Here is a 22,809-nt window from a genome sequence, read left to right on the forward strand (position 1 = left end):
GGAGACCCCGCATGGCCCTGTCCACCTGGTTGGCTTTCTTCGCGGCAGCCTGGGCGATTTCGTTCTCGCCCGGCCCCGGCGCCATCTGCGCCATGGCCTCGGGGCTGAAGTACGGTTTCCGCCACGGCGCCTGGACCATCTTCGGCCTGCAGGCCGGCATCGTCTGCCAGCTGGTCATCGTGGCGCTGGGCGTGGGCGCCCTGCTGGCCACGTCCGAGCTGGCCTTCACGGTCGTCAAGTGGATCGGCGCCGTCTACCTGGTGTACCTGGGGGTGCGGCAGTTCCGCACCGACGCGGCGCCGGTGGCGGTCGAGGCGCGCCCGCCCAAAAGCGCGCACCCGGTGCGCGACCAGATCCTGCGCGGCTACCTGGTGAACATCACCAACCCCAAGGGCACCATGTTCCTGCTGGCCGTGGTGCCGCAGTTCCTGGACCTGGGCCGGCCGCTGCCGCTGCAGTATTTCCTGATCGGCGCCACGCTGTGCTTCACCGACCTGGTGGCCATGAGTTGCTATACTTCGCTGGCTTCGCGGATCCTCCGGATGCTGCGCAAGCCGGGCCACATCCGCTGGCTGAACCGAGGGTTCGGTTCGATGTTCATCCTGGCCGGCACCGTCCTGGCCTCCTTCAGCCACAAGCACTGAAGTGCTTCACGCACCGAAGCCCCACCCGAACTTTCCATGAGCCTGACCGAAGAAGTCGCCCGCCGACGCACTTTCGCCATCATTTCCCACCCCGACGCCGGGAAGACGACCCTGACCGAAAAGCTGCTGCTGTTCGCGGGCGCCATCCAGATCGCCGGCAGCGTCAAGGCACGCAAGGCCAGCCGCCATGCGGCGTCCGACTGGATGGAGATCGAAAAGCAGCGCGGCATTTCTGTGGCGTCCTCGGTGATGCAGATGGAATACCGCGACTGCGTCATCAACCTGCTGGACACCCCGGGCCACCAGGACTTCTCGGAAGACACCTACCGGGTGCTGACCGCCGTGGACGCCGCGCTGATGGTGATCGACGCGGCCAACGGCGTCGAGCCCCAGACCATCCGCCTGCTGCAGGTCTGCCGCGCGCGCAACACGCCCATCATCACCTTCATCAACAAGCTCGACCGCGAGGTGCGCGAGCCGCTGGACCTGCTCTCCGAGATCGAGGGCCACCTGGGCATGGACGCGATCCCGTTTTCCTGGCCGGTGGGCATGGGGCGCCACTTCGGCGGGGTGTTCGACCTGCGCCACGACCGGATGCGGGTCTTCCGCCCGGGCTCGGAGCGCCACCGCGACGACGACGAGACCATCGAAGGGCTGGACAATCCGGAACTGGCGGCGCGCTTCGGCGACGCCCACGCCAAGGCCGCCGAGGAAATCGAGCTGATCACCGGCGCCATGCCGGCCTTCGACCCCGAAGCCTTCCTGGCGGGCCGCCAGACGCCCGTGTTCTTCGGTTCGGCGATCAACAACTTCGGCGTGCGCGAGGTCCTGGACGCCCTGGTGGAACTGGCGCCCGCGCCCGGTCCGCGCGCCGCGCTGGAGCGCAGCGTGCTGCCGGCCGAGCCCAAGTTCACCGGCGTGGTGTTCAAGGTCCAGGCCAACATGGACCCGGCGCACCGCGACCGCGTGGCCTTCGTGCGCGTCAGTTCGGGCAAGTTCGAGCGCGGCATGCGCCTGAAGGTCGCCCGCAACGGCAAGGAAATCCGCCCCAACAACGTCGTGTCCTTCCTGTCGCAGCGGCGCGAGATCGTCGAGGAAGCCTACGCCGGGGACATCATCGGCATCCCCAACCACGGCATCCTGCAGCTGGGCGACGTGCTGACCGAAGGCGAATCGCTGACCTTCACGGGCCTGCCGTTCTTCGCGCCGGAACTGTTCCAGGCGGTCGAGGTCAAGGATCCCCTGCGCACCAAGCAGCTGCGCACCGGCCTGACGCAGCTGGGCGAGGAAGGCGCCATCCAGGTGTTCCGCCCCGAGGCCGCCGGCGGCGCGCTGCTGCTGGGGGCGGTGGGCCAGCTCCAGTTCGAGGTGGTCGCCCACCGCCTGAAGACCGAATACGGCGTGGACGCCCGCCTGATGCCCTCGCGCTACAGCCTGGCGCGCTGGATCACCAGCCCCGATCCCAAGGCGCTGAAGAAATTCATGGACGCCAACGCCGCCAACATCGCCCACGACGTGGTGGACGCGGTCGCCTTCCTGGCCAGCTCGCCCGCCCAGCTGCGGGTCGCGCAGGAGCGCTATCCGGACATCGAATTCCACACCATGCGCGAGCATGCGGGGCGGGTTTTTGCATAGCCTTCCCGCCGCCGGGACGCTCCGGGGAGGACGGCGCCTCCAGGGGGCGCGGTCCCCGGCGGGGACGCGAGGGGCCCCCGGCCACTCCGATCGCATCCTATACAATGCAGAAATCGCATTGATCGACGAGGCGATCCGTCCATGTCCTGGCGTCTGATTTTCGCTTTTCTGCTGCTGGCTGCGGGCGCGTCCGCCTGGGGCGGCCTGCAGCTGGGCGACTGGCTGATCGCTCACGGACCGGCCCAGATCCAGATTCCCAAGCCGCATCCCGAGCTGGACCAGACCGCCGTGCTGGACGCCAACGGCAAGCCCTACGTCGCCTCCGCCCCGCAGGTGCTGCCCGACGGCCGCCTGGGGGTGCCCGAACTGGCGCCGCCCGTCGACTGGAAGGTGCAGCCGGACTCCCTGATGGACGACGGCCGGCCGATCGCCCTGGCGACCACCACGATTTCCATGGACGAGGCCATCGCCCTGGCCTCCCAGAACCAGCTGGGCGACGGCCTGCAGGGCATCGCGCAGTTCGGCGGCCTGGGCGCCAGCCAGGTGGTGCAGCCCATCGACGTCACCACGCCGCCGCCTCCGCCGCCGGCCCAGGCCGCCGCGGCCGACGGCCAGTGGCAGGCCGCCTTCCAGGCCGAACTCAAGGCCTGCGAGGCGCTGGGCTTCTTTTCGCGGCCTTCGTGCGCCTGGGCGGCGCGCAACAAATACTGCGAGCCCCACGACGCCTGGGGCCGCGTCGCCGACTGCCCGGCGAAGAAATCGGGTTTCTGAACGCAGCCGGGGCGCGGCCCGGACCCGCCCCGCAGCGGCCCCATGGGGCCGCCGTGACCATCACATCTGCGATTGCAGGTAGTTCTGCAGGCCGAGCTGCTCGACCAGGCCGATCTGCGTCTCCAGCCAGTCGATGTGTTCCTCGGTGTCGTTCAGGATGGTCAGGAACAGGTCCCGCGAGGCGAAGTCCTGCACGGATTCACAGTAGGCCATGGCTTCCTTGACCGTGGCCTGGGCGGCGGTTTCGAGTTTCAGGTCGCAGGCCAGGATCTCGGGCACGTTCTCGCCCACCAGCAGCTTGTGCAGGTCCTGCAGATTGGGCAGGCCTTCGAGCATGAAGATGCGTTCGATCAGCAGGTCGGCGTGCTTCATCTCGCCGATGGATTCCTTGTATTCGTGTTCGCCCAGCGCCTCGAAGCCCCAGTGGCGCAGCATGCGCGCGTGCAGGAAATACTGGTTGATGGCCGAAAGCTCGTTTTTCAGCTGCTGGTTCAGATAGCGGATGACGGTTTTGTCGCCTTTCATGGCCTGTGCCTCCTTGGTGCGCGGCCCGGCCGGAATCGGACAGGTCGAAATGACAAGGCTAGCACGACCCGCGCGCCCGGGAAACCGGGGGCGGGAAAGGACGGCGCGGTCCGGAGAGGGACGGCTTCAGGCGACGCGGCGGACGGCGGTGCGCGACAGGACGGTGACTTCGACCTGCCCGATCAGCCCGGCCGCGGCGGGGCCCACGTCGGCCGCGTAGCGGCCGCCGGGCAGATATTCCGTCGCGGTCTCGGCGCAATGGCCGCAGCAGGTCGCCACGCCCAGCTGGGCCTGGAGATCGCCCAGATCCGACGCGCCTTGTGCGATGGCGTCCTGGACCTGGCGCTCGCTGATCGCGTTGCATACACAAATATACATGCGAATTATTATCATCCTTTTTATTTGGGATGGCAAGCCCCGCGCGCGGCGTTCCGGCGGTCCTTTGCGTCCGGACAATCCCGGATGTTCGCCCGGATGTCCGCCCCTTGCCGATTGCCGAAATATTGATTGATAATGGTTCTCATTAATAATAGAATCCTCCGCTGATCCGATCCGGAGGAGGAAAATCCCGTGAGATGCAGGCTGTGGAGCGTGTGGGGTTGGCTGTGCCTGAGCCTGCTGTGGGCAGCGGGCTCCGCCCAGGCCGCGTCCGTCCTGTTCCTGGCGACGGGCAACGTCGCGCCGGGGAAATTCCGCACGCTGGCGGAAATCGCGCGGCCGCACGGCGTGACCGTCGAGTCGCGCTTCATGAAGGACATCCCCGAGGGCGCGGACGAGGGCCTGTTCAAGGACTACGACGCGGTCTTCATCGACACCTACCTGCAGGACGCCATGCGCGGCCGGCTGGCGGGCGCGCTGCCGGGCGCGCGGCTGCCCATCGCCTGGCTGTGGGACCAGCGGCCCGACTCGCTCAACATGCCGGCGCCGCTGGCCCGGCGGCTGGCCGTGTACTACTCCAACGGCGGGCGGGCGAATTTCGACCATTTCTTCGCCACGGTGGCCGCCTGGCTGGCGGGCCGGCCGACCGACGGCATCGCCGACCCGGTCGTCTTCCCCACCGCCGCGCTGTACCACCCTGACGCGCCGGATCCCTTCTTCACCGATCCGCTCGCCTACCTGCGCTGGAAGGGGCTGAGCGACGCGCAGATCCACGATCCGGCGCGCCGGCCGCCGGTCGTGGCCATCGCCTTCCACGAGCAGGCCGTCTCGTCGCTGCAGACCCGGCTGATCGACGCGCTGATCCGGCGGGTCGAGTCGCGCGGCGCGATCCCCATGGCCTACTACCATCCGGTGACCGACGACGGGGTGATCGAGCGGCTGCTGAGCGACCAGGGGCGGGCGCTGGCGGACACGGCGATCAGCACGCGCATCATGCTGGAGCCCAACGCGCCGCGCCGCGCCTTCGAGACGCTGGGAATCCCCGTGATCCAGGCGATGCCCTACCGCCAGGGCGGCGAGGCCAAGTGGCGCGCCGATCCGCAGGGCGTGGCGCTCATCGACGTGCCGTTCTACCTGTCCCAGGCGGAATACGCGGGGATCACCGACATCCAGGTGGCCTCGGCCATGGACGAGGCCGAGCAGCAGCTCGTGCCCATCGAGGCGCAGCTCGACACCGTGGTGGGCAAGGCCCTGCGGCTGGCGGCGCTGCGGCGCATGCCGAACGCCGACAAGCGCCTGACGGTGTTCTTCTGGAACTACCCCGCGGGGGAAAAGAACCTGTCGGCCTCGTTTCTGAACGTGCCCGAAAGCCTGTCGGCCACGCTGGCGGCACTGAAGGACGCGGGCTACGACACCTCGGCGCCCGCCCAGGAGGCGCTGCTGCCCCAACTGCAGCGCCTGCTGGAGCCCTACTACCGCGAAGGCCGGCTGGAAGGCCTGCTGGCCGAGGGCCTGGCCGAGCGGCTGCCCCTGGCCGACTATCGCGCCTGGCTGGAGACGCTGCCGCCGGCGGTGCGCGCGGCGCTGGATGCGCAATGGGGGCCGCCGGAGTCTTCCGGCATGGTGCTGCGCGAGGGCGGCACGGCCTACTTCGTGGTGCCCCGCCTGATGCTGGGCAAGGTCGCGGTCCTGCCGCAGCCGCCGCGCGGCGAGCGCTCCAGCGACCGGGAACGGGAGCTCTACCACTCCACGACGTCCCTGCCTTCGCATTTCTACCTGGCCGCCTACCTGTGGGCGCGGACCCGCCAGGCGAGCGACGCCTTCGTGCATTTCGGCACGCACGGCTCGCAGGAATGGCTGCCCGGCAAGGAACGCGGCCTGTCGGCGACGGAGGACTATCCGATGCTGACGCTGGGCGACGTGCCGGTGGTGTATCCCTACATCGCCGACAACATCGGCGAGGCCCTGCACGCCCGCCGGCGCGGCCGCGCGGTCATCGTCAGCCACCAGACGCCGCCGTTCCGGCCGGCCGGCATGCACGACGAGCTGACGGCCATGCACGACCTGCTGCACCAGTGGCTGAACCAGGACGAGGGCGCCGTGCGCGAGCGGATCCGCGCCGACCTGATCGGGAAGGTGCGCCAGGCGCACATCGAGCGCGACATGGGCTGGACCGGGGACCGGGTGGAGCGGGAATTCCCGGCCTTCCTCGACGCCCTGCGCGCGCACCTGCACGAACTGGCGCGGACCGCGCAGCCGCTGGGCCTGCACGCGCTGGGCCGCGCGCCCCAGGAGGCCCACCGCCTGTCCACGGTCCTGATGATGCTGGGCCAGCCGTTCTGGGACGCCGCCGCGGCCCGGGCCGGCGCGGCGCCCAAGGACCTGGACGAGGCGCTGGCCGTCGATTACGAAAAACTGGCGCAATCGGCGCCCTACGCGCTGCTGCGCGCCGCGCTGGTGGAAGGGCGGATGCCGGAGGACGCCTCGCCCGAGCTGCGCGCCCAGCTGGAGCAGGGGCGCGCCTGGTACGAGGCCATCGGCGCCCAGGGCGAGCTGCCGGGGCTGCTGGCCGCGCTGGCCGGGCGCTACGTGTCCACTTCCTACGGCGGCGATCCGATCAAGAATCCGGAGGCCTATCCCACGGGCCGCAATCTGTACGGCTTCGATCCCTCGCGTGTGCCCACGCCGCAGGCCTGGGAGGCCGGCAAGGAGGCCGCCGAGAACCTGATCGCGGCCCACCGGCAGCAGACCGGCGCGGCGCCGAAGAAGATCACCTTCTCGCTGTGGTCGGTGGAGACCATGCGCCACCAGGGCCTGCTGGAAGCCCAGGCCCTGTGGCTGATGGGCGTGGAGCCGGTCTGGGACAAGGGCGGGCGTGTCACCGACGTGCGGCTGGTGCCGCGCGAGACCCTGGGCCGCCCGCGCGTGGACGTGGTGCTGTCGGCCACCGGCCTGTACCGGGATCATTTCCCCAACGCCATGAAGCAGCTCGCGCGCGCCGTGCAGCTGGCCGCCCAGGCCGGCGGCGAACCCGACAACGCCGTGGCGGCCAACACCGGGCGCATCCAGGCGCAGCTGCAGGCCGGCGGGGTGCCCGAGGCGGCGGCCCGCGCGGCGGCCGAGACGCGGCTGTTTTCCTCGGCTTCCGGGCAGTACGCGACCGGCCTGGACGAGGCCGCGCTGGCGACCGACACCTGGGAGGGCAAGGAAGAAGGCGACCGCAAGCTCGCCGACCTGTACCTGTCGAAGATGCAGTACGCCTACGGCCCGGACGCCGCCACCTGGGGCCAGGCGGGCGCGGCGGGCAACGCCGCCGTCAACCTTTACGCCGAGCAGCTGCGCGGCACCGAGGGCGCGGTGCTGTCGCGGTCCTCGAACACCTACGGGATGCTGACCACGGACGATCCCTTCCAGTATCTGGGCGGGATCGGCCTGGCGGTGCGGCGCCTGGACGGCGCGCCGCCGCAGCTCTACATCTCCAACCTGCGCGGCGGCGGCGCGGGGCGGGTGGAAGGCGCGGCGCAATTCCTCGCCAAGGAGCTGGCCACGCGCCAGTTCCATCCCGGCTACATCAAGGGGCTGATGGCCGAAGGCTATTCCGGCACGCTGCAGGTGCTGGACGCGACCAACAACCTGTGGGGCTGGACGGCGGTGGCGCGCGAGGTGGTGCGCGACGACCAGTGGGAGCAGATGGCCGACGTCTACGTGCGCGACAAATACGACCTGGGCCTGAAGGCCTGGTTCGAGAAGGAGAACCCGCACGCCCTGGCCCAGACCATCGAGCGGATGATCGAGGCGGCGCGCCAGGGCTACTGGCAGGCCGAGCCGGGGACGCTCGAATTGCTGAAGGAACGCTACCGCGATCTGGCCGCGCGTTTCGACGTGCGCAGCGACAACGCCCGGTTCCTGGAATACGTGGCCGACGGCCAGGCGGCCGACACCGCCTTCGCCGCGCCGCCCGAGGCGCCCCCGCAGCCGGCGGCCCCGCCCGCCGCGCAGGAGGCCCCGCAGGCGCCGACCGAGCGCGTCGAGGGCATGAAGCTGGAACGCACGCCCGACGCCGCGGACCAGTCCGTCGCCGACCGCGCCCTGGATCTGGCGCGCCTGGCGCTCGCCGCCCTGCTGCTGGCCGTCCTGGGCGCCGGGGCGCTGCGCCAGGCGCGCCGGCCCGCGGGCCCGGGCCGCATGCCGGCCCATCCGTCCTAACCGTGTTCCCGCGTCCCGGATCGCCCGGCTCCGGCTGGATCCGGCCGAAGCCGGCCGCCGCTCCCGGCCGAGGCACCGGAGGCGGCGTCCCCCCATCCATTTCGAGGAAACCCACCCATGAGCCACTTGCTTGAAACCCTGATGTACCAGATCGGCCAGATCTTTCTGATCCCGACCCTGGTGATCATCGCCCTGCTGTTCCTCTACGCCCTCCAGGCGCTGGGCGGCTTCCTGGTCTGCTGGTGGCAGCGGCGCGGCCGCGCGCCGGGCCGCGAGACGCACGACCTGCGCTGCTTCGACCTGCTGCGCTGGGCCGCCGCGCACCCCGCCGCCCAGGGCGACGAGTGGGACGTGGCCGCGCACCGGCTGCTGGAGGTGCCGCGCATCGTGTCCCGCGTGGCGCCCATGATGGGCCTGGTGGCGACCATGATTCCGATGGGGCCCGCCCTGCGCGGCCTGGGCGACGGCGATCTCTCGGCCATGTCGGGCAGCCTGTCGGTGGCGTTCTCCGCCGTGATCGTGGCCCTGATCACGGCCTCGATCACGTTCTGGATCGTGTCGGTGCGCCGCCGCTGGCTGGCCGAGGAACTGGCCTGGCTGCAGTCGCGCGCGCCGCTGTCCGCCTCCGCCTCCGCGCCCACGCCGGGCCCGGCCGGACCCGCGGCCCGGGAGGAGCGGGAATGGGACGAGACCCCGGCGGCGGGCAGGGCGGTCGCATGAAGTTCCTGGCGGAAACCGAGGCCGACGACCCCATCCTCTCGGTCGTCAACCTGATCGACATCTTCCTGGTGGTGATCGCGGCGCTGCTGATCGGCATGGCCAGCAATCCGGTCATGCAGGCCATGACGCGGCAGGACGTGACGGTGGTCACGGATGCCGGCAAGCCGACCATGGAGATGATCGTCAAGCAGGGCGAGCGCATCGAGCGCTTCAAGTCCACCGGCCAGGCGGGCCAGGGCGAGGGCACCAAGGCCGGCGTGGCCTACCGCATGAAGGACGGCAGCGTGGTCTACGTGCCCGAGTCCGGGGACCGGGCCGCGGACCAGGGCGGAAAATGAGGCCGGGAACGCGAACTGGAACGGACCGGTGCCGGGCCGGCGGCTGACGACGCGCGCGGCGCCCGCGCCGGCGCGGGACTAGGGCGCGCGGCAGGGCCGCAGCAGCGTCACGTCGCCGTCGGTCGGCATGAGGCCCCGCATGGGCTGGCAGCGCCCACCGGCGCACCAGTCGTAGTCGGCGGTGTAGGGCGAGCGCGACAGGCGCAGTTCGTCCAGCGGGCCGGTACGGGGCTGGTAGACGTACCAGCCGTCGGGGCGCAGCGTGGCGTCGGGCGGCGGCTCCATGCCCGCGCCGGAGCCCAGGATGCGCGCCTGGCCGGGGACCAGGACCGGGCGGCCGTCCGGACCGGACCGGACCGTGTAGTCCTCTTCCCAGCGGATCTTCTCGATCGAGTGGGTCCAGGCCAGCGTGAAGGCGCGCACCGGCACGAAGCGCGGCGGCACCCCGGGCGCCGCCGCCAGGCTCAGGCAGACCCCCAGGGCGCCCAGCATCAGGCCGCCGTCTGCGCCGCGCGGGCGCGGCGGGTGCGCGCCACGTGCCAGGCCAGGAACAGCGCCGTGGCCGCGAAGCCGATGTCGTCGGTGAGCGGGATGGCCGCCACCAGCAGGATGGCCGCCGCGATGGCGTAGAGCCGCTCGAACCAGCTGATCGGCGTGAGCAGGAAGCCGGTGATGCCGGCCGCCCACAGCGTGATGGCGACCAGCGCCTTGAAGACGATGTAGGCCACGTCCAGCGTGCCGCCGCCCTGCAGCATCAGGGCCGGCGAATAGACCGCCATGTAGGGGACCACGAAGCCCGCCACGGCCACGCGCAGCGCCTGGATGCTGATCTTCAGGCCGTTTTCCCGCGCGATGGGCGCGGCGGCGAAGGCCGCCAGCGCCACCGGCGGGGTCAGGTCGGCCATGATGCCGAAATAGAACACGAACATGTGCGAGATGATCAGCGGCACGCCCAGCTTCAGCAGGATGGGCGCGGCCAGCGAACTGGTGATGATGTAGTTCGGGATCGTCGGGATGCCCATGCCCAGCACCAGGCAGGTGATCATGGTGAGGAACAGCGCCAGGAACAGGCTGTCCTCGCCGATGGCGATCACCTGGCCGCCGAATTCGGCGGCCACGCCGGTGAGGTTGATGATGCCGATGATGACGCCCACCAGCGCGCAGGCCGCCGCGACCGACAGGGCGTTGCGCGCGCCCTCGGCCAGGGAATCGAGCGCCAGCCGCAGCGTGTCGCGCCCGTGCCTGCGCGCCAGCAGCGCCAGGCCCAGAATGGCGATGATGACGAAGAAGTCCGTGACGCCGAACTGGATGAAGCCCGCGCAGGCGATGCCCAGCAGCAGCCAGAAGACGTAGCGCAGGACGGGTTGCGAGGCCCCCTGGATGACGGCGGCGCCGAAGATCAGGATCACCGTCAGGCCCAGGCCGATGGTGCCGGAGAACAGCGGCGTGTAGCCGGAGAACAGCAGCGCCACCAGGCCGATCAGGGGCAGCAGCAGATACCAGCGCGCGCGCACGGCCTTCCAGGGGTCGGGGCAGTCTTCCTTGGCCAGGCCGTGCAGGCCGCGCCGGCCGGCCTCCAGGTGGACGGAGATGAAGGCGGTGGTGAAGTACAGGATGGCCGGGATGAGGGCGGCCTTGACCACTTCCACGTAGGGGATGTTGAGCGTCTCGGCCATGATGAAAGCCACCGCCCCCATCACCGGCGGCATGATCTGCCCGCCCATGCTGGAGGTGGCTTCGACCCCGCCGGCGAAGGCGGGGGAATAGCCGAAGCGCTTCATCAGCGGGATGGTGAACTGGCCGGTGGTGACGACGTTGGCCACGCCCGAGCCATTGATGGTGCCCATCAGGCCGGAACTGACCACGGAGACCTTGGCCGGCCCGCCGCGCGTGTGGCCGACCATGCCCATGGAGAAGTCGCTGAACAGCTGGATCATGCCCGCCTGTTCCAGGAACGCGCCGAACAGGATGAACAGATAGATGTAGGTGGAGGACACGTAGGTGGGCGTGCCGTAGATGCCTTCGACGCCGAAGCCCAGGGTGCTGACGATCTGGTCGAAGCCGTAGCCCCGGTGCACGAAGGGGCCGGGCATGTACTGGCCGAACAGGCCGTAGGCCAGGAACAGGCCGCAGATGATGGGCAGGGCCCAGCCCATCATGCGGCGGGTGGCCTCGAAGACCAGCAGGATGGTGAGGATGCCCACCACCATGTCGGCGTCGGTCATCTGGCCGGCGCGCGCCGTCAGGTCGGACTCGAAGACCCAGTGGTACAGGCTGAGGGCGAAGCCCAGGATGCCCAGGCCCCAGCCCAGCGCCCCGCGGGCGCGGCCGCCGCCGGAATACAGGGAAAAGATCATCAGCAGCACGAAGCCGACGTGGACCGCCCGGACCACCTGGCTGGACAGGGGGCTGTAGGCGGCGGTCCAGATCTGGAAGCAGGAAAAGACGACGGCGATCCAGAAGATGGCGCGCGGCAGGGGCTGCGCGGCGATGTCGTGGGGAGAGCTCATGAGCGGGGATCCGGAGACTGAAAAGGCGGTTCAGACGCAGGTCGGAACCGCCCCGGGGAAGGGAAGGGCGCATCGCGCCCGCGGGCGGGCCCGGCGGCGGCGCGGCGCCCGTGCGCAGATCATTTGATCAGGCCGACTTCCTTGTAGTAGCGCTCTGCGCCCGGGTGCAGCGGCACCGGCATGCCTTTCAGGGCGTTGTCGCGCTGGATGGTCTTGGCGGCGTTGTGGGCGGATTTCAGGGTGTCGAGCTGCTCGTAGAACACCTTCGTCATCTGGTAGACCAGGTCGTCGGGCACCGTCGAGGCGGTCACCAGGAAGTTCGGCACCGCCGCCGTGGGCGTGTCTTCGGTCTGGCCCTCATAGGTGCCGGCCGGGATGGTGGCCGGCTGGTAGGCCGCGTTGCCGATCTTGGCGATGACGTCGGCCGGGATGGGCACGACCACGATCTTCACCGAGGTCGCCAGGTCGCGGATGGAGGACACGCCCAGGCCGGCCGACTGCAGGGTCACGTCCAGCTGGCGGTTCTTCATCAGCTCGACCGATTCGCCGAAGGGCAGGTATTCGACCTTGGAGAAGTCGCCGTAGCTCAGGCCGGCGGCCTTGAGGACGGCGCGGGCGTTGAGTTCCGTGCCGGAGCGGGCGGCGCCCACGGAGATGCGCTTGCCTTTGAGGTCGGCCAGGGTCTTGATGCCGGAATCGCCGTTGGCGACGATCTGGATGTAGTTGTTGTAGGTGGCCGTCATGCCGCGCAGGTTCTTCAGCGGCGCCTTGAAGCCGGCCTCGGCGTTGCCGGTGTAGGCGTCGGACACGGTGTCGGCCAGCGCGAACGCGAGTTCGCCGCGGCCGGCCTGCAGCAGGTTCATGTTTTCGGCCGAGGCCTTGGAGACCTGGGCGGTGGATTTGGCGTCGGGGATGTGCTTGTTGTAGATCTGGGACAGGGCCACGCCCAGGGGATAGTAGACGCCGCTCTGGCCGCCGGTCAGGATGTTGATGAACTGGGTGCCTGCCTGAGCGGGAGCGGCGGCGATGGCGGCGGTGACCGCCACGGCGCACGCGGCCAGCCATTTGTTGATGGGCATGGTGGATTCCTCTTCAGTTGCGATGGGGTGCGAACCTGCATGGTAGCAAGGGTCGCCGCGCGCTCCACTCCGTAATCACCCTAAAAACGACCGGGGTTTCCGGTGCCGCGGAACGCGGATTTTCCCCGGATCGCCCGGCCCGCCGGGAGGAGGACGGCGGGCCGGGCCGGGCTCAGGCAGCCGCCAGCGGCCGGTATGCCGTCACGTCCATCTCGACCCGGGCGTCGATCATCAGGCGCGACTCGACGGTGGAGCGGGCCGGCCGGTGCGCGCCGAAGCATTCCATGTAGACGCGGTTGAAGGCGCCGAAGTCGCGCGCGTCGTCCAGCCAGACGCCGACCTTGCACACGTCGTCCAGCGTGCAGCCGGCCAGGGTCAGGGCGCGGCGCAGATTCTCGAAGACCTGGCGGGTCTGGGCCTCGATGCCGCCCGCCACCAGTTCGCCGCGCTCGTCGACCGGCACCTGGCCCGAGACGAAGACGAAATCCCCGGCGCGCACGGCGGGGGAGAAGGGGCGGACCTGGCGGTCGGAAGCCTGGGGCTGACCGCCGAGCAGTTGCACGGAAGGCATGGTGTCTCCTATGTAATAAATTTACAGGGAAAACCCTGAACATAGATTCGTTGACAGGGATTCAGGCTGAAAATAGCATGTAAATGTAATTTTATTACTAACGGGGAGACACATGCAATCACGTACTTTTCCGGCCCGGACCTGTTCCGGCCAGCCTTCCGACCCCCGGCGGCGCCAGGTGCTGCTGGCTGGCGCCCTCGGCCTGCCGGCCCTGGGCCTGATGGGCGGCCGGGCCTTCGCCGCGGCCGGCCAGTCGGTCGCCCTGGCCATGATCGGCGAGCCGCAGACGCTCGATCCCATGCTCACCACCGCCGACCTGGTGGGCACCCTCATGCAGCACGTCTACGAACCCCTGTACACCTTCGATTCGCACTGGCGCATCGTGCCGATGCTGGCGGCGGGCATGCCTACGATGCAGGACGGCGGCCGCCGGGTCGATATCCCGGTCCGCCAGGGGGTGGCGTTCCACGACGGCCAGCCGATGAAGATGAGCGACGTGGTGGCCTCGCTGAAGCGCTGGATGGCGGTGTCGCCGCGCGGCAAGTCCGTGGCGGCCGAGGTCGAGGCCGTCGAGGCCGCGTCCGACACCGTCCTGACGCTGCGGATGAAGGCGCCCTACGCGCCGCTGCCGGCCCAGCTCGCGCTGCCCACCAGCATGGCCGCCATCATGCCCGAGCGCACCATCGCCGCGCAGATGACGGAATTCGTCGGCACCGGCCCGTACCGCCTGAAGGAACGCCGCCCGGACCAGTACACCCTGCTGGAAAAATTCGACCGGTACGCCGCGCGCACCGAGGCGCCCGACGGCTACGGCGGCCGCCGCATCGCCCACATCCGCGAACTGCGCTTCATCCCCGTGCCGGACGCCAACACGCGGGTCGAGGGCGTGCTCTCGGGCCAGTTCGCCTACGCCGACCTGCTGCCCGTGGACGCCGCCGGCCGGCTGGAAAAGGGCGGCGACCAGGTCGTGCCCCTGATCGGCAAGAACTTCGGCTTTCCCTATCTGGTGTTCAACACCAAGGGCACGCTGGCCACGGCCGCGCTGCGCCAGGCCGCCCAGGCCGCCATCGGCGCCGAGGAACTGATGGCCGCCGCCTTCGGCGACCCCAAGTTCTTCAGCATCGGCGCCAATTTCTTCCCGCAGGGCACGCCGTACTATTCGCTGGCCGGCGCGCAGCATTACAACGTCAACGACCCCAAGCTCGCCGCCGATCTGGCGAAGAAGGCCGGCTACGCGGGCAAGCCGATCCGCATCCTGGCCAGCCGCCAGTACGAATTCCACTACAACCTGGCGCTGGTGCTGGCGGAGCAGTTCAAGCGCGCCGGGCTGGAGACCGACCTGCAGGTGGTGGACTGGGCCACGCTGCTGCAGCGCCGCAACGATCCCGCGCTCTGGGACATCTACATCACGCACTCCGGCCTGTTCCCGGAGCCCATGCTGTCGCCGCCGCAACTGGGCGCGAACGCGCCGGGCTGGTGGGAAAGCCCGGAAAAGAAGGCCGCGCTCGACGCCTTCAACCAGGAAGTCGATCTGGCCAGGCGCGGGCCGCTGTGGGGCGCGGTGCAGGCGCTGATCTACGAGCAGGTGCCCTTCATCGAGCTGGGCAAGTTCAACAGCCTGTCGGCGCGCTCCGCCCGGCTGCAGGGCTACACGCCCAGCGCCTGGCCCGCCTTCTGGAACGTGAAGCTGGCCTGACGGGGACACGATGCGCGCGGCTCTGAAGGTCCTCGCCTCCCGGCTGCTGGGAGGCTGCGTGGTGCTGCTGATCGTGGCGGTGATGGTGTTCTCGCTGGTGCACCTGGCCTCCGGCGATCCGATCGCCGTGCTGCTGGGCGACCAGGCCACCGCCGCCGACATCGCCCAGGTCCGCGCGCAGTACGGCCTGGACCGCCCCCTGGCGACGCAGTTCTTCCTCTGGATGGGGCAGGTCGTGCAGGGCAACCTGGGCATGTCGATCTTCATGCAGCAGCCGGTGGCCGAGGTGCTCTGGAGCCGCGCCGAGCCCACCCTGATGCTGGCGACGCTGTCGGTGCTGATCGCCACCCTGATCGGCGTGCCCTGCGGGGTGCTGGCGGCGGTCTGGCGCGGCTCGCGCACCGACCAGGCGCTCAGCGCCGTGGCCATGTGCGCGGCCAGCGTGCCCAGCTTCTGGATGGGGCTGATCCTGATCCGCATCTTCGCCGTGCAGCTGGGCTGGCTGCCCGCCTCGGGCTACGGGCCGCCCGACGCGGGCCTGCTGGAAAAGCTGCGCCACATGATCCTGCCCTCGGCGGTGCTGGGCATCCTGAATTCCGCCCTCATCATCCGCTTCACCCGCGCGTCGATGCTCGACACGCTGGGCGAGGACTACGTGCGCACGGCGCGGGCCAAGGGCCTGTCCGAGCCGGCCGTGATCGTGCGCCACGTGCTCAGGAACGCCCTGATCCCCATCGTCACGGTCATCGGCCTGACCATGGCCCTGATGATCGGCGGCACCGTGGTCACCGAGACCGTGTTCAACCTGCCCGGGGTGGGCGGGCTGGTGGTGCGCGCCGTGCTGCGGCGCGACTATCCGGTCATCCAGGGCACGCTGCTGGTGGTCGCCTTCATCTACGTGCTCATCAATTTCATGATCGATTTCCTCTACACCGTGATCGACCCGCGCATCCGGGAGGCGCGGTGAGCGCCCGGCCCGCGGCCGGCGGCGCCGGCGCCCGCGCGGCGTGGGCCGGATCGACGGCGCGCGCCGCCCATCCCTGGCGGGTCTTCGCGCGCCGCCTGTTCGCCCGCCGCGTGGTGGCCCTGGCGGCGCTGGCGCTGCTCGCCGTCGTGGCGCTGGCGCTGGCCGTCTCCTGGGTCTCGGTGGTGGACCCGAACGCCATCGCCATCGCCCGGCGCCTGCGCGCGCCGTCCTGGGAATTCTGGGGCGGCACCGATCACCTGGGGCGCGACGTCATGCTGCGCGTGGCCTACGGCGGGCGCTATTCGCTGATGATCGGCTTTGCCACGGCCATCGGCGCGGTCGTGCTCGGCACCCTGCTGGGCATGCTGGCCGGCTATTTCCGCTGGCTCGACGGGCCGGTCATGCGCGTGGTCGACGCCATGATGGCCTTCCCGGACATCCTGCTGGGCATCGCCCTGGTCGCCATCCTGGGGCCCTCGCTGTGGAACGTGGTGCTGGCCCTGGTCATCGTCTACACTCCGCGCGTGGCCCGGGTGGCGCGCGCATCCACCCTGGTGCTGCGCGACCTGCTGTACGTGGACGCCGCCCGCGCCCTGGGCACGCCCACCTGGCGCATCCTGTGGATGCACGTGCTGCCCGGGCTGGTGTCGCCGGTGCTGGTGCAGCTCACCTTCATCTTCGCCTACGCCATCCTCGCCGAGGCCGGCCTGTCGTTCCTGGGCGTGGGGGTGCCGCCGGCGATCCCCACCTGGGGCACCATGATCGCCGGCAGCCTGAGCTACATGGACAAGGCGTTCTGGACCATCGTCTATCCCGGCCTGGCCATCGTCCTCACCTCGCTGTCGCTGCAGATCGTGGGCGACGGCATCCGCGATTCCCTGGACCCCAAGCTGAGGAAGAACACATGAGCAGCGCACATGCGCCGGCCGCCGCCCCCGCCTCCGCCGGGACCCCGCGGCTGCGGGTGGAGAACCTGTCCACCTCCTTCATGACCGAGCGGGGGCGCGTCCAGAGCGTGGCCGACGTGTCCTTCACCGTGCCGGTGGGCCGCACCCTGGCCCTGGTGGGCGAATCGGGCTCGGGCAAGTCCGTCAGCAACCTCAGCCTGATGAACCTGCACGCGCGCAGCGCGCAGCCGCGCATCGGCGGCAGCGCGCGCTTCCTGCGCCGCAACGGCGAGACGGTCGAGCTGATCGGCCTGGCCGAGCCGGTGTTCCGCACGCTGCGCGGCAACGAGATCGCCATGGTGTTCCAGGAGCCCATGACCAGCCTGAATCCGCTGCTCGCCGTGGGCGAGCAGATCGCCGAATCCGTGCGCCTGCACCAGGGGCTGGGCCGCGCCGCCGCCCTGGCCCAGGCGCAGCGCATGCTGGAGCTGGTCGAGATCCCGGCGGCGGCGCGGCGCCTGCACGAATATCCGCACCAGCTCTCCGGCGGCATGCGCCAGCGCGTGATGATCGCCATCGCCATGGCCTGTTCGCCGACGCTGCTGATCGCCGACGAGCCCACCACCGCGCTGGACGTGACGATCCAGGCGCAGATCCTGGCGCTGATCGGGCGCCTGCAGAAGGAAACCGGCATGAGCGTGCTGTTCGTGACGCACAACCTGGGCGTGGTGGCGCAGTACGCCGACGAGATCGCCGTCATGTACGCCGGCCGCATCGTCGAGCGCGGCGACGTGCGCCGCCTGTTCGACCGGCCCGCGCATCCCTACACCCGCGCCCTGCTGAACTGCCTGCCCGCCATGGCGCGTCGGCGCGGCGCTGTCCGCGCCGACGGCCGCCCGCGCCTGGCCGCCATCGAGGGCCAGGTCTCCAGCCCCTTCGACATGCCGCCGGGCTGCGCCTTCCGGCCGCGCTGCCCGCTGGCCGTGCCGGCCTGCGACCTGGCCGTGCCGCCGATGGTCCGGATCGACGAGCGCCAGGAGGCGCGCTGCATCCGCATCGGGGAGATCGAGCGCATCGGGGAGATCGAGCCATGAGCCGCGCCGCCTCGGTCGCATCCGCAGCCCCTGACGCCTCCGCTGCGTCCGCCATGCCGGTCGCATCCGCCGCTTCTTCCGCCGCCCCCGGTCCGCTGGTCGAGATCGCCGGACTGTGCAAGCAGTTCGGCCCGCCGTCCGCGCCGGTGCGCGCCGTGGTGGACGTGGGTTTCACCATCGCGCGCGGCGAGACCGTCGGCCTGGTGGGCGAATCCGGTTCGGGCAAGACCACCATCGGCCGCATGCTGACGCGCCTGACCGAGCCCAGCGCAGGCCGCGTGCTGTATCGCGGCGGCGACGCGCCGGTGGACCTGGCCGCCATCAGCCTGCGCCGGTACCGGCCGCTGCGCGCCCGCATCCAGATGATCTTCCAGGACCCCTATGCCAGCCTGAACCCGCGCCTGCGCATCCGCCAGATCATCGGCGAGGCCCTGGACACCCACGGCCTGCACCAGGGGGCCGCGCGGCTGCCGCGCATCCACGCGCTGCTGCGCCAGGTCGGCCTGGACGAGGACCACGCCGAACGCTATCCGCACGAGTTCTCCGGCGGCCAGCGCCAGCGCATCGGCATCGCCCGCGCCCTGGCGGTCGAGCCGGAGTTCATCGTCGCCGACGAGCCGCTCTCGGCGCTGGACGTGTCGATCCAGGCGCAGGTCATCAACCTGCTGTCGGACCTGCGCGACCGGCTGGGCCTGACCCTGCTGTTCATTTCCCACGATCTGGATGTGGTGGAATACTTGTGCGACCGGGTGGTGGTGCTGTACCTGGGCCGGGTGGTCGAGATCGCCCCCACGCGGGCGCTGTACGACCGGCCCCGCCACCCCTACACCCGTGCGCTGCTGGCGGCCTCGCCCACGCCGGACCCTGCCCTGCGGCGCGAGATCCCGCTGCTGGAAGGCGATCTGCCCAGCCCCGCCAACCCCCCCTCGGGCTGCGTGTTCCGCACCCGCTGTCCGCTGGCCGAAGCGCGCTGCGCGAGCCACGACATGACCCCGCGGCCGCTGGGCGACGGCCGCTGGAGCGCCTGCTGGCGCGACGAATGACCCCGACAGGAAACACGATGGACGACCACGACATGAACGAATTGAACGCCCGCCTGGACGCCCGCCGCAAGGGCTACCCGCCCGCCGCCGCGCCCTGCGCGCCCGGGCGGATCGGCGAGCGCGGCTGGAACCTGTACCGCGACGACCTGTCCTATCCGGTGGCGGTGCTCGATGCCGGCGCGCTGGAGCACAATCTGCGCTGGATGCAGGCCTTCGCCGAGGCGCGCGGCGTGGTCCTGGCGCCGCACGGCAAGACCACCATGTCGCCGGAAATCTTCCGCCGCCAGCTGCGCGCGGGCGCCTGGGGGCTGACCTTCGCCACGGTGTGCCAGGCGGGCGTGGGCGTCCGCGCGGGCGCGCGCCGCATCGTCATCGCCAACCAGGTCGTGGCCGACGCCGACCTGGACGGCCTGGCGGCCCTGCTGGCCGCCCACGACGGCCTGCGCATCTGGTTCCTGGTCGATTCCGAGGCCCAGGCGGGCGTGATCGAGGACTGGGGGCGGCGCCGCGGCCGCGCCGCCCCCCTGGACTGCCTGCTGGAGATCGGCGTCCCGGGCCAGCGCACCGGCTGCCGCACGGCCGGGCAGGCCCTGGCGCTGGCGCGCCGCATCCGCGCCAGCGGCGCCCTGCGGCTGGGCGGCATCGAATGCTACGAGGGTGGCCTGGCCCGCGGCGACCTGCGCCGCGACGAGGCCGACGTGGCGGCCTTCCTGGAGCGGGTGGGCGCCATCGCGCGGGACTGCGACCGCGAAGGGCTGTTCGAGGACGCGGAGATCCTGCTGAGCGCGGGCGGCTCGGCGGTCTTCGACGTGGTGGCGCCCGCGCTGCGCGCCGGGCTGTCGCGGCCGGTGCGCGGCGTGCTGCGCTCCGGCTGCTACATCGCCCACGACCACGATTTCTACGCGGGCATGCTGCGCAACGTCGAGGCGCGCCTGGGCCTGGAGACGGGCGGCAGCCTGCGCCCCGCCCTGTCGGTCTGGACGATGGTGCAGTCCGTGCCGGAGCCGGGGCTGGCGCTGCTCGGCTGCGGCAAGCGCGACATTTCCCACGACCTGTCGCTGCCCCAGCCGGTCGGCCACGCGCCGCGCGGCGCGCTGGAGCGCCGGCCGGCGCCGCCGTCCTGGAAGCTGACGGCCCTGAACGACCATCACGCCTACCTGCGCTTCGATCCCGGCCAGGCGCCCGCCGTGGGCGACCGCGTGATCCTGGGCATTTCCCATCCCTGCACGACCTTCGACAAATGGACCTGGATGCCGCTGGCGGACGACCGCGGCGGCGTCGTGGGCGCCGTGACGATCCATTTCTGAGGAGGCCGGACATGAACGACTGGTCTGGAGAAGAAAGCCTGCAGCAGCGGCTGCGCGCCGAGCTGCCGGCCCTGCCCAAGGCCCAGCAGCGGGTGGTGACGGTGCTGCTGGCCGATCCGGGCTCGCGGGTCAACCAGACGGTGGAATCCATCGCCGCCCAGGCGGAAGTCTCCATGCCCTCGGTGGTGCGTACCTGCCGGCGCTTCGGCTTCGACAGCGTGCGCGAATTCATGCTGGCGCTCGCCCAGGACCTGGCGCTGTCGCCGCACCACCTGCACCGCAACGTCTCGCTCAGCGACGAAGGCCCCGACGTGGCGCGCAAGATCATCCAGGGCGCCATCTCCTCGCTGGCGTCGCTGCAGCGCCGCCTGGACACCGAGGTGCTGGACCGGGTGGCGCGCCGCCTGGTCGAGGCCTCCCGGGTGGATGCGTATTCCGTGGGCGCGACCTCGGGCTTCATGGCCCAGGAACTGCAGGCCCGCCTGTTCCGCCTGGGCATTCGCGCGCACGCCTTCAGCGACCCGCACCAGCAGCTGATCTCGGCCAGCTCCCTGGATGCCGCGGGGGTGGCCTTCGTCATTTCGCACGTGGGCAGCATGCCGTTCGCGCTGGAGGCCGCCCGCCTGGCGCGCAGCCGCGGGGCCACCGTGGTGGCGCTGACGCAGCCGCGCACGCCGCTGGCCCAGTGCGCCGACCTGTGCCTGGCGGTGTCCGTGCCGCAGGACACGACCATGCGGGTGGGCACCGAGGCCTACCTGGCCCACCTGCTGGTGATCGAGATCCTGATGGTGCGCGTGGCGCAGGCGCTGGGCCCCGAGACCCTCGAAAAACTCCGGCAGTTCAAGCGCGTGCTGGAGCAGCACGGCGTCGACAGCTCCGTCTACACCGGCCTTTACTGAGATTTCATGGAAGAAGCGCCCCTCACCGTACTGTGCAATGGCCGGGTCCACGACGGCTCCGCCGCCCCGCTGCGCGCGGCCGACGTCTGGCTGCGGGACGACCGGATCGTCGCCGTCCGCGCGGCCGGCGATCCGCTGCCGGCCTCCCCGGCCGCGTGCGCCGCGGCCCGGCGGGTGGACTGCGCCGGGCGGGTCGTGGCGCCGGGTTTCATCGACGTCCATACGCACGACGACGCCATCGTGCTGGAGCAGCCCGACATGCTGCCCAAGCTGTCCCAGGGCATCACCACCGTGATCGGCGGGAACTGCGGCATTTCCCTGGTGCCGCTGGTCACGGACGAGCCCGCCGCGCCGCTGTCGCTGCTGGGCCGGCGCCAGTTCCGCTTCCCGGACGTGGCCTCCTACCGGGCGGCGGTGGACGCCGTCCGCCCGGCGGTCAACGTGGCGCTGCTGGTCGGCCACACGGCCCTGCGCATGCGGACCATGGCCGCGCTGGACCGGCCCGCCGACGACGGCGAACTGGAGCGCATGGCCGCGCTCCTGGACCAGGCGATGCGCGACGGCGCCGTGGGCCTGTCCTCGGGCGTGTTCTACGCCCCCGCCTACGCCGCCGACGTGCGCGAGCTGGCCGCGCTGGTGCGCGTGGTCGCGCCCTACGGCGGGGTCTACGCCACGCACATCCGCGACGAGCTGAAGGGCATCCTGGAGGCCATCGACGAGGCCGCCCTCACGGCGCGCGAGGGCGGCGCCTTCCTGGTGCTGTCGCACCACAAGTGCGCCGGGCCGATGAACTGGGGGCGCACCGGCCAGACCCTGGGCCGCATCGAGGCCCTGGCCCGGCGCCAGCCCATCGGGCTGGACGTCTACCCCTACACGGCCGGCTCGACCGTGCTGCGCGAGGACCTGGTGGACGGGGTGATCGACATCCTCATCACCGGCAGCGTGCCGCACCCCGGCATGGCGGGCCGCCACCTGGCCGACATCGCCGCCGAATGGGGCGTGTCCCAGGTCGAGGCCTGCCGCCGCCTGCAGCCGGGCGGCGCCTGCTATTTCCAGATGCGGCAGGACGACGTGGACCGCATCGTCAGCCACCCCCTGGCCATGATCGGCTCGGACGGCCTGCCGCACGACGAGCGGCCGCACCCGCGCCTGTGGGGGGCGTTCCCCCGCGTGCTGGACCAGTACTGGCGCGAAAAGGGCCTGCTGCCGCTGGAGCAGGCGCTGCACAAGATGACGGGCCTGTCCGCCGGCCGCTTCCACCTGGAGGGCCGGGGCCGCCTGCGGCCCGGCGGCTACGCCGACATCGTCGTGCTGGACCCGGCGCGTGTGCGCGACCGGGCCACCTACGCCGAACCGGCCCGCTTCAGCGAGGGCATCGAGCAGGTCTGGGTCAACGGCCGCCTCAGCTATACTGCCCGGGACCAGGCCTGCATCGGACGCGCCGGGCGCTTCGTGCCGCGCGCGGCGGACGCTTCCTCGCCCGCCGTTCCGCCGGCCGCGTCCTGAAGAGGGGCCTGCCGCTCCGTCCGTCCGTCCGGT

General features: G+C 70.9%; 20 protein-coding genes. 14 read left to right on the forward strand and 6 right to left on the reverse strand.

Going from position 1 to position 22,809, the window contains the following annotated elements:
• Nucleotides 1–11 precede the first annotated feature (11 nt).
• From BN940_RS01565 to BN940_RS01575, 3 genes are all read left to right on the forward strand, one after another.
• Nucleotides 12–644: a LysE family transporter gene (locus BN940_RS01565; RefSeq protein WP_043679418.1), complete on the forward strand. Its 633-nt coding sequence runs from the start codon at nt 12–14 to the stop codon at nt 642–644.
• Nucleotides 645–680: 36 nt separating this feature from the next.
• A complete protein-coding gene (locus BN940_RS01570; protein ID WP_043679421.1) occupies nt 681–2,279 on the forward strand; it encodes a peptide chain release factor 3 in 1,599 nt (532 codons plus the stop codon).
• Between the two features lie 141 nt (nt 2,280–2,420).
• Nucleotides 2,421–3,050 (forward strand): hypothetical protein, encoded by a 630-nt coding sequence (locus BN940_RS01575; protein WP_043679424.1) that lies wholly within the window; start codon nt 2,421–2,423, stop codon nt 3,048–3,050.
• Between the two features lie 60 nt (nt 3,051–3,110).
• Here the strand turns inward: BN940_RS01575 and bfr are convergent, their stop codons facing one another.
• Both bfr and BN940_RS01585 read right to left on the reverse strand, forming a co-directional pair.
• Nucleotides 3,111–3,575, reverse strand: coding sequence for a bacterioferritin (bfr, locus tag BN940_RS01580; RefSeq protein ID WP_043679427.1), 465 nt, complete (start codon nt 3,573–3,575; stop codon nt 3,111–3,113).
• A gap of 126 nt (nt 3,576–3,701) precedes the next feature.
• Nucleotides 3,702–3,953, reverse strand: a complete 252-nt coding sequence (locus BN940_RS01585) for a (2Fe-2S)-binding protein (protein ID WP_043679430.1) — start codon at nt 3,951–3,953, stop codon at nt 3,702–3,704.
• Between the two features lie 192 nt (nt 3,954–4,145).
• Here BN940_RS01585 and cobN point away from each other — a divergent pair, with 192 nt between their 5' ends.
• The 3 genes from cobN (at nt 4,146) to BN940_RS01600 (ending at nt 9,217) form a co-directional block, all read left to right on the forward strand.
• Nucleotides 4,146–8,159, forward strand: coding sequence for a cobaltochelatase subunit CobN (cobN, locus tag BN940_RS01590; protein WP_242404245.1), 4,014 nt, complete (start codon nt 4,146–4,148; stop codon nt 8,157–8,159).
• 117 nt (nt 8,160–8,276) lie between these two features.
• Nucleotides 8,277–8,879, forward strand: a complete 603-nt coding sequence (locus BN940_RS01595) for a MotA/TolQ/ExbB proton channel family protein (RefSeq protein WP_084330442.1) — start codon at nt 8,277–8,279, stop codon at nt 8,877–8,879.
• Nucleotides 8,876–9,217 carry a DUF2149 domain-containing protein gene (locus tag BN940_RS01600; RefSeq protein ID WP_043679433.1) on the forward strand — a complete coding sequence of 114 codons (342 nt, stop codon included), beginning with the start codon at nt 8,876–8,878 and terminating at the stop codon, nt 9,215–9,217. Before BN940_RS01595 ends, BN940_RS01600 begins: the two co-directional genes overlap by 4 nt.
• A gap of 78 nt (nt 9,218–9,295) precedes the next feature.
• On the opposite strand, the gene BN940_RS01605 is transcribed toward BN940_RS01600, so the two are convergent.
• From BN940_RS01605 to BN940_RS01620, 4 genes are all read right to left on the reverse strand, one after another.
• Entirely contained in the window at nt 9,296–9,709 is a 414-nt protein-coding gene (locus tag BN940_RS01605) for a DUF1850 domain-containing protein (protein ID WP_043679436.1), read from the reverse strand.
• Complete coding sequence (locus BN940_RS01610; protein ID WP_043679439.1) at nt 9,709–11,727, reverse strand: TRAP transporter permease; 2,019 nt, start codon at nt 11,725–11,727, stop codon at nt 9,709–9,711. Before BN940_RS01610 ends, BN940_RS01605 begins: the two co-directional genes overlap by 1 nt.
• A gap of 119 nt (nt 11,728–11,846) precedes the next feature.
• A complete protein-coding gene (locus BN940_RS01615; RefSeq protein ID WP_043679442.1) occupies nt 11,847–12,806 on the reverse strand; it encodes a TAXI family TRAP transporter solute-binding subunit in 960 nt (319 codons plus the stop codon).
• Nucleotides 12,807–12,978: 172 nt separating this feature from the next.
• The gene (locus BN940_RS01620) at nt 12,979–13,377 is read right to left on the reverse strand and encodes a RidA family protein (protein ID WP_043679445.1); all 399 of its coding nucleotides are present in this window, start codon (nt 13,375–13,377) and stop codon (nt 12,979–12,981) included.
• Nucleotides 13,378–13,489: 112 nt separating this feature from the next.
• On the opposite strand from BN940_RS01620, the gene BN940_RS01625 reads away from it, so the two are divergent.
• The 8 genes from BN940_RS01625 to BN940_RS01660 all read left to right on the forward strand — a co-directional run bounded on the left by BN940_RS01625 (nt 13,490) and on the right by BN940_RS01660 (nt 22,776).
• Nucleotides 13,490–15,073: an ABC transporter substrate-binding protein gene (locus BN940_RS01625; protein ID WP_043679448.1), complete on the forward strand. Its 1,584-nt coding sequence runs from the start codon at nt 13,490–13,492 to the stop codon at nt 15,071–15,073.
• A 10-nt stretch (nt 15,074–15,083) separates the two neighbouring features.
• The gene (locus tag BN940_RS01630) at nt 15,084–16,040 is read left to right on the forward strand and encodes an ABC transporter permease (protein WP_043679451.1); all 957 of its coding nucleotides are present in this window, start codon (nt 15,084–15,086) and stop codon (nt 16,038–16,040) included.
• A gap of 95 nt (nt 16,041–16,135) precedes the next feature.
• On the forward strand, nt 16,136–16,948 hold the full coding sequence (locus BN940_RS01635; protein WP_043685459.1) for an ABC transporter permease: 813 nt from the start codon (nt 16,136–16,138) through the stop codon (nt 16,946–16,948).
• The gene (locus tag BN940_RS01640) at nt 16,945–18,021 is read left to right on the forward strand and encodes an ABC transporter ATP-binding protein (RefSeq protein WP_043679454.1); all 1,077 of its coding nucleotides are present in this window, start codon (nt 16,945–16,947) and stop codon (nt 18,019–18,021) included. Before BN940_RS01635 ends, BN940_RS01640 begins: the two co-directional genes overlap by 4 nt.
• Nucleotides 18,022–18,074: 53 nt before the next feature.
• Nucleotides 18,075–19,064, forward strand: a complete 990-nt coding sequence (locus BN940_RS01645) for an ABC transporter ATP-binding protein (RefSeq protein ID WP_052355516.1) — start codon at nt 18,075–18,077, stop codon at nt 19,062–19,064.
• A 17-nt stretch (nt 19,065–19,081) separates the two neighbouring features.
• A complete protein-coding gene (locus tag BN940_RS01650) occupies nt 19,082–20,371 on the forward strand; it encodes an amino acid deaminase (RefSeq protein ID WP_242404246.1) in 1,290 nt (429 codons plus the stop codon).
• 11 nt (nt 20,372–20,382) lie between these two features.
• Entirely contained in the window at nt 20,383–21,270 is an 888-nt protein-coding gene (locus BN940_RS01655; RefSeq protein ID WP_043679460.1) for a MurR/RpiR family transcriptional regulator, read from the forward strand.
• 6 nt (nt 21,271–21,276) lie between these two features.
• Nucleotides 21,277–22,776, forward strand: a complete 1,500-nt coding sequence (locus BN940_RS01660; RefSeq protein WP_043679463.1) for an N-acyl-D-amino-acid deacylase family protein — start codon at nt 21,277–21,279, stop codon at nt 22,774–22,776.
• The last annotated feature ends 33 nt before the right edge of the window (nt 22,777–22,809 follow it).

The sequence above is a fragment of the Castellaniella defragrans 65Phen genome, assembly GCF_000612685.1.
Taxonomy (GTDB): Bacteria; Pseudomonadota; Gammaproteobacteria; order Burkholderiales; family Burkholderiaceae_B; genus Castellaniella; species Castellaniella defragrans.